This is a genomic window from Rhodococcus sp. (in: high G+C Gram-positive bacteria) (assembly GCF_049286785.1).
Taxonomy (GTDB): domain Bacteria; phylum Actinomycetota; class Actinomycetes; order Mycobacteriales; family Mycobacteriaceae; genus Rhodococcus_F.
Window position 1 is genome coordinate 1 of the sequence record NZ_JBAQEO010000909.1, and the last position, 2,523, is coordinate 2,523.

The 2,523-nt window shown below is 66.5% G+C and carries 1 protein-coding gene; it reads left to right on the forward strand.

From position 1 onward, the window contains the following. On the forward strand, nt 1-2,523 hold a 2,523-nt coding region (locus WAW17_RS32730), incomplete at both ends, for a helicase-related protein (RefSeq protein ID WP_422336984.1).

The following is a 2,523-nucleotide window of genomic DNA, read 5'->3' on the forward strand; positions in this document are numbered from 1 at the left end:
TCGAAGATCTTCACCGAGGACGTCATCACCCCGCCGCAGCGGGCGCAGTCCGCCCAGGACGTCGCCGAAGCGCTCGCAGTCAGCTTGGACGAAACCGGGCAGGTCGACCTCGACCGGATCGCCGGGCTGGTGGGCATCGACATCGACGCCGCCCGGTACCAACTCGACGGGCTGGTCTTCCCCAACCCGGAGGACCCGACCGAGCTGATCCCGGCACCGAGGTTCCTGTCCGGAAACGTGCGGGAGAAGTTGGCGGCCACCGAAGCCGCCGCCAGGCAGGACCCGCAGCTCTACGCCGGCGCGGTCGATGCACTACGGCAGGTGATCCCGGCGGATCTGGATCCGACCAACATCACCGTCCGCCCCGGCGCGAACTGGGTGCCGACCCCGATGTACGCGCAGTTCATCCGGGAAGCGTTCTCGGTGCACCCGGACGCCCGCATCGCGGTCGAGTACTCCCCCGTCACCGCGTCCTGGGACTTCGCGATCGCCGGGGACCAGTACACCGACCCCTACGGTCTGCCGTACGAAACCGCCGGGGACCGGCGCGGCGTCGACGGGTTGTCCTTGCTGGAGAAGATCGCCAACAACCAGCCCATCCGGGTGCTGAAGACCGAAGCGGAACTCGAGCACTCCCCCAAGCCGCGGTTCCACGAAGAGCTCACCGAGGAACTGCAACAGCGGGCCGAGATGCTCGAAACGGCGTTCGGGGACTGGCTGTTCGCCGACCCGGCCCGCACCGCCGAGCTGACCCGGGTGTTCAACGACAGGTTCAACTCCTTCGTCGACCCCCGCTACAACGGGGAGGGCCGCACCTTCCCCGGACTGCGGATCGCACCGCATCCGCACCAGGCCGCAGTCGCGGTGCGGCAGATCAACGAACCGTCGGTGCTGCTCGACCACACCGTCGGCACCGGCAAGACCTGGTCGATCACGATGTGCGCGATGGAGATGCGCCGCCTCGGGCAGATCAAACAGCCCTGGGTGGTGGTCCCGAACCATCTCATCGACCAGTGGGGCCGTGAGGTCGCCGACGCCTACCCCGGTGCCCGGGTACTGGTCGGCGACGACTTCACATCCCGCGCCGACCGGCAACTGTTCATGGCGCAATCGGCCTCCCAGGACTGGGATCTGGTGATCGTCCCCGAGCCGGCCTTCACCAAGATGCAGTGCGGGGTCGACACCCAGGCCGCCTACATCGCCGACGAGATCACCAAGCTCGAACAAGCCCGGGAAGCGGCCACCGGACAGAACACGATCAAGGAGATCGAGAAGGCCAAGAAGCGGTGGCAGGAGAAGCTCGAGAAGAAGATCAACGCCGACTCCAAGGACGTCGGGTTCTCCTTCGAGCAAACCGGCTGTGACTACCTGTTTCTCGACGAAGCGCACATGTGGAAGAACCTCTCCCGCCAGTCCAACAACGCCGACCTGGCGCTGCGGGAAGGATCGAGCAGGGCCACCGACCTGGACATGAAACTGTCCTACCTGCGGCGTAAGTACCGCCAGCGGGCCGCCGTCGAGGGCCGCAAACCCGTTCCGGAGAAGGTCGTCACCTTCGCCACCGGCACCCCAGTCGCCAACAGCATGTCCGAGCTGTGGGTGATGACGAAGTACCTGCGCCCGGACCTGCTCGAAGCCGCCGGCATGGAGAACATCGACGCCTGGGCGGCGAACTTCGCCGCGATGCGCCAATCGGTCGAAATGAACGTCACCGGCAGCGAACTGCGGTCGGTGTCGAGGATCGGCAAGTTCGTCAACCTGCCCGCACTGATGTCGATGAACGCCCAGTTCACCGACGTCGTCATCCGCGAGCAGGTCCCCGCGACCCTTCCCGAGATCGCCGGCGGCGGCCGCCAGAACCTGACCTTCGAGATGCCGCAACAGGTCCGAGACTTCATGATCGACCTGGACGAGCGGATGCAGATGTGCACCGGCAAGACCGCGCACATCGACAACCCACTCAAAATCGGCAGCGACGGCGCCAACGTCACCCTCGACCCCCGCCTCGGCGGCCTCGACGCCCCACCACCGGGCGAAGGCCGGGTGGACCTGCTGGTGAACAAGCTCTGGGAGATCGAGCAACGCACCGCGGAGACCGTCTACTACGACGACGCCGGCAACCCGGAACCGCGCACCGGCGGGCTGCAGATCGTGTTCCTCGACCGCGGCACCCCCAAGCCCGGCCAGGGCGACACCCTCTACGACATCATCCGCGCCGACCTGGTCGCCCGCGGCATGTCCCCCGGGGCGGTCCAATTCATCCAGGACTATCCCAAGCCGAAGGACAAGCGGGAGTTGTTCGCCGCCTGCCGGCGCGGTGAGGTGAAAGTGCTCATCGGTTCGTCGGAGACGATGGGCACCGGCATGAACGTGCAGAAACGCGCGACCGCGCTTTTCCACGTCGACTGCCCCTGGCGGCCCGCGGACCTCGAACAACGCGAGGGCCGGATCATCCGGCAGGGCAACCAGAACAAGACCGTCGAGATCATCAACATCGTCGGGGAACGCTCCTACGACACCACC